General features: G+C 70.1%; 4 protein-coding genes. 3 read left to right on the forward strand and 1 reads right to left on the reverse strand.

The window, feature by feature from the left end:
* Positions 1 to 97: 97 nt before the first annotated feature.
* Complete coding sequence (locus ACWGIC_RS35970; RefSeq protein ID WP_452080390.1) at positions 98 to 649, reverse strand: TetR/AcrR family transcriptional regulator; 552 nt, start codon at positions 647 to 649, stop codon at positions 98 to 100.
* A 65-nt stretch (positions 650 to 714) separates the two neighbouring features.
* Here ACWGIC_RS35970 and ACWGIC_RS35975 point away from each other — a divergent pair, with 65 nt between their 5' ends.
* The 3 genes from ACWGIC_RS35975 to ACWGIC_RS35985 are packed head-to-tail and all read left to right on the forward strand — an operon-like array spanning position 715 to position 3,182.
* A complete protein-coding gene (locus ACWGIC_RS35975) occupies positions 715 to 1,476 on the forward strand; it encodes an ABC transporter ATP-binding protein (protein WP_452080394.1) in 762 nt (253 codons plus the stop codon).
* A 29-nt stretch (positions 1,477 to 1,505) separates the two neighbouring features.
* Complete coding sequence (locus tag ACWGIC_RS35980; RefSeq protein ID WP_452080391.1) at positions 1,506 to 2,834, forward strand: FtsX-like permease family protein; 1,329 nt, start codon at positions 1,506 to 1,508, stop codon at positions 2,832 to 2,834.
* Between the two features lie 21 nt (positions 2,835 to 2,855).
* Positions 2,856 to 3,182 (forward strand): putative quinol monooxygenase, encoded by a 327-nt coding sequence (locus ACWGIC_RS35985; RefSeq protein WP_452080392.1) that lies wholly within the window; start codon positions 2,856 to 2,858, stop codon positions 3,180 to 3,182.
* Positions 3,183 to 3,231: the final 49 nt, after the last annotated feature.

The following is a 3,231-nucleotide window of genomic DNA, read 5'->3' on the forward strand; positions in this document are numbered from 1 at the left end:
CCTGAGGGAATCAGATTCCCTCAGGGGCCCCTCACGGACGTCTGCGGAAGCGGGCGGGCCCCGATGGAGCTGTCGCGGGGGACCGGAATCTGTGGCGTCAGCGGGCTCGCTGGTCGGCTCGGACGACGTCCGCCGCCGACGGCGCGTGGTCCGGATCGGTCAGCCACTGCAGCGCGGTCCCGACCAGCAGCGAGTAGTAATGCGCGCCGACCGCGTGGACGTCCTCCGGGTCGGCGTCCGGTCCGAGGCCGCCGAAGGCGCGCGCGAGCCCGATCCGGGCCTGCTGCTGGCCTTCGGCGTTGATCTTGCGGACCTTCTCGTCGTGCTGGAGGTAGCTGACGCTTTCGAAGTTCACGAACCACAGTTCGCGGTTTTCGCGGATCGATTCGATGATCCGTGCCCAGCGCCGCTCCGGCCCGGCTTTCTCGTCCTCCGGGTCGGTGAGGACGGCGAACAGCATCTCGCCCCACTCGGCGTTGAGGTCGAACAACGCCTGGGTGAGCAGCTGTTCCTTCGAGCCGAAGTGGTAGTTGATCGACGCCTGGTTCGCCCCGGAGGCGGCGACGAGGTCGCGCACTGTCGTGCGCGCGTAGCCGGCTTTGAGGAGGCATTCCCGGGCGGCGGTGATCAGGTTCTCGCGATGTCCCACGCGTGCTAACGTATCATGTAAACGTTCGTTTTAAACGATCGTTCATGACTCTGGGAGGACTCGAGATGACCGCACCCGCGATCCGCACCCGGCGGCTGCGCTGCCGCTTCGACGGCGAAGGCGGTCCGGTCGACGCACTGCGGGGCGTAGACCTGGACGTCCCGCGCGGAGCTTTCGCCGCGATCATGGGCCCGTCGGGCTCCGGGAAAACGACGTTGCTGCACTGCGCGGCCGGTCTGCGCACCCCGACCGAGGGGACCGTCGAACTGGACGGCACCGATCTGTCCGCTTTGGACGAACCACGCCTGGCCGAACTGCGGCGGCAGCGGATCGGGTTCGTGTTCCAGCAGTTCAACCTGCTGCCCGCGCTGACCGCGGAGGAGAACATCGAGCTGCCGCTGCGGTTGGACGGCCGCCGCCCGGATCCGCGGCGCACCGCGGATCTGCTGGCGCGGGTCGGCCTGGCGCAGCGCGGGAAACACCGGCCGGGCCAGCTTTCCGGCGGGCAGCAGCAGCGCGTGGCCGTGGCCCGTGCGCTGGTGACCGATCCGGAGGTGGTGTTCGCCGACGAACCGACCGGCGCGCTGGACATCCGCAGCGCCCGGGAAGTGCTGGGCTTGCTGCGGCAGCTGGCCGACCGCGGCCAGACGATCGTGATGGTGACGCACGACCCGGTGGCCGCGTCCTATGCCGACGCGGTGCTGTTCCTGGCGGACGGGCTGGTGGTCGATCAGCTGGCGCGGCCGACCGCCGCGGCGGTGGCGAACCGGATGGCGACGCTCGTCGAATCGGCCGAACGGGCGGCGAACGCGGTGGGCGCTCGGTGAACGGCCCGGCTTCGAAAGGAATAATTGACATGCTGAGACTCGCTTTGCGGCTGTCCGGCCACCACCGCGCCGCAGCCGTGGCCACCGGGCTGGTCGCGCTCGCCGGGATGGCGCTCGTGGTCGCGATGACCACTCTGCTGGGCACGGGCCTCTCGGCGGGCACCGCGCCGGCAGACCGGGAATTCCTCACCCAGTTCCCGCTGATCCTGGGCGGCTGGGTGGTCGCGATCGTCGTGTTCGCGATGGTGTCGACGATCGGCGTCACGCTCGCCGCGCGGTCCGGCGAGATCGGCGGCCTGCGGTTGATCGGCGCGGCGCCCCGGCAAATCCGGGTGCTCGTTTCGCTGGAGACGCTCGCGATCACCGCCGTGGCTGCCTTGCCCGGCCTTGGCCTCGGCTATCTGCTCGGGCTTCTGCTGCTGACGGGGGTGCGGTCGACCGGGCTCACCGCGCCGGGCACGTCTTTCGCGCCCGGCGTCGCACTGCCGCTGATCGGCGTCGCTGCGGTGCTGCTGGCCGGGGTTCTGGCGGCGTGGATCGGCAGCCGCGGCCCGGCCCGGCGCAGTCCGGTGGAGGAAGCGTCGTCCGGCCCGCGCCGCGCGAGGTCGGCACGGCCCCGCCGGATTTCCGCGATCGTGTTGCTGGCAGCGGGTTTCGGCTCGGCGAGCGCAGTGCTCGCCCTGCCCGCCGACAGCATCGCGACGACCGGCCTGACCGGTCCCGCCGTGGTGCTGTGCTCGATCGGGTCCGCCATCCTGGCTCCGGAGCTGATCGCGGCGGCCAACCGGATCGTCGGCCGCCTCTCGCGCGGGGCGAAGAACGCCGAGGCGCATCTGGCGGGCATGAACCTGCGCGCGGCCCCGGAACGCGTCCGTCCGATCGTCACCTTCCTGACGCTGCTGGTCGGGGTCTCCGCGGGCACGCTGGCCATGCAGGGCATCGAAAACCGGCACAGCGTCCCGGGCAGCACCGCCGAAGTCCTGGCGTCGATCAACTACCTGGTGGTCGTGCTGATCTCGCTGTTCATGGCGATCGCGCTGACCAACAACCTGGTCGCCGCGATCGGCGACCGCCGGGCGGAGTTCGCGACGCTGTCGCTGATCGGCTCGACCGTCCGGCAGGTCCGCGGCATGCTCCTGCGCGAAACGGCCGCCGCGGCCCTGCTGGCGATTGTCGTGGCGGTGGTGGGTTCGGTGCTGTGCGTGCTGCCGTTCTCGATCGTCAAGACGGGCGGCGCGGCGGCCGCGTTCAGCGTCGTGCCGTTCCTGGCGAGTGCTGTTTTCGGGGGAGGAGTGGTGCTGCTCGTGACGGCGGTGGCGGGGGCGCGAGCGATCCGTTCCGCAGCGGTGGCCGCGTAGCGAATCTGCGATACTCGGCGCATGATCTTGATTGTCCTCAAAGCACAGATCCGCCCTGAGAAGCGCGCCGAATGGCTCGAAGGCATCGAGCGGTACACCGAGCAGGTGCGCGGCGAACCGGGCAACGTCTCGTTCGACTATTACCAGAACGGCAAGAACGAGAACGAATTCGTCATGGTCGAGGTCTTCGCCGACAGCGCCGCCGGCGACGCGCACGTGGCCACCGAGCACGCGCAGAACTTCTTCCCGTTCATGTCGACGGTCGTCGCGAAGAAGCCCGAGATCAACTACCAGAACCTGGACGGTGCGGCCTGGTCGCAAATGGCCGAGGTCACGCCGGTGGACTGACCGGTGCCGCCGGGCATCGCAGCCAGCCTGCCGCGGAGCCCTGGGGCTC

It is taken from the genome of Amycolatopsis sp. NPDC054798 (genome assembly GCF_053611505.1).

Excerpts from the sequence above, each read along its gene's own strand:
- ACWGIC_RS35975 (WP_452080394.1), top strand. The coding sequence starts at position 715 with ATGACCGCACCCGCGATCCGCACCCGGCGGCTGCGCTGCCGCTTCGAC.
- ACWGIC_RS35985 (WP_452080392.1), top strand. The coding sequence starts at position 2,856 with ATGATCTTGATTGTCCTCAAAGCACAGATCCGCCCTGAGAAGCGCGCC.
- ACWGIC_RS35980 (WP_452080391.1), top strand. The coding sequence starts at position 1,506 with ATGCTGAGACTCGCTTTGCGGCTGTCCGGCCACCACCGCGCCGCAGCC.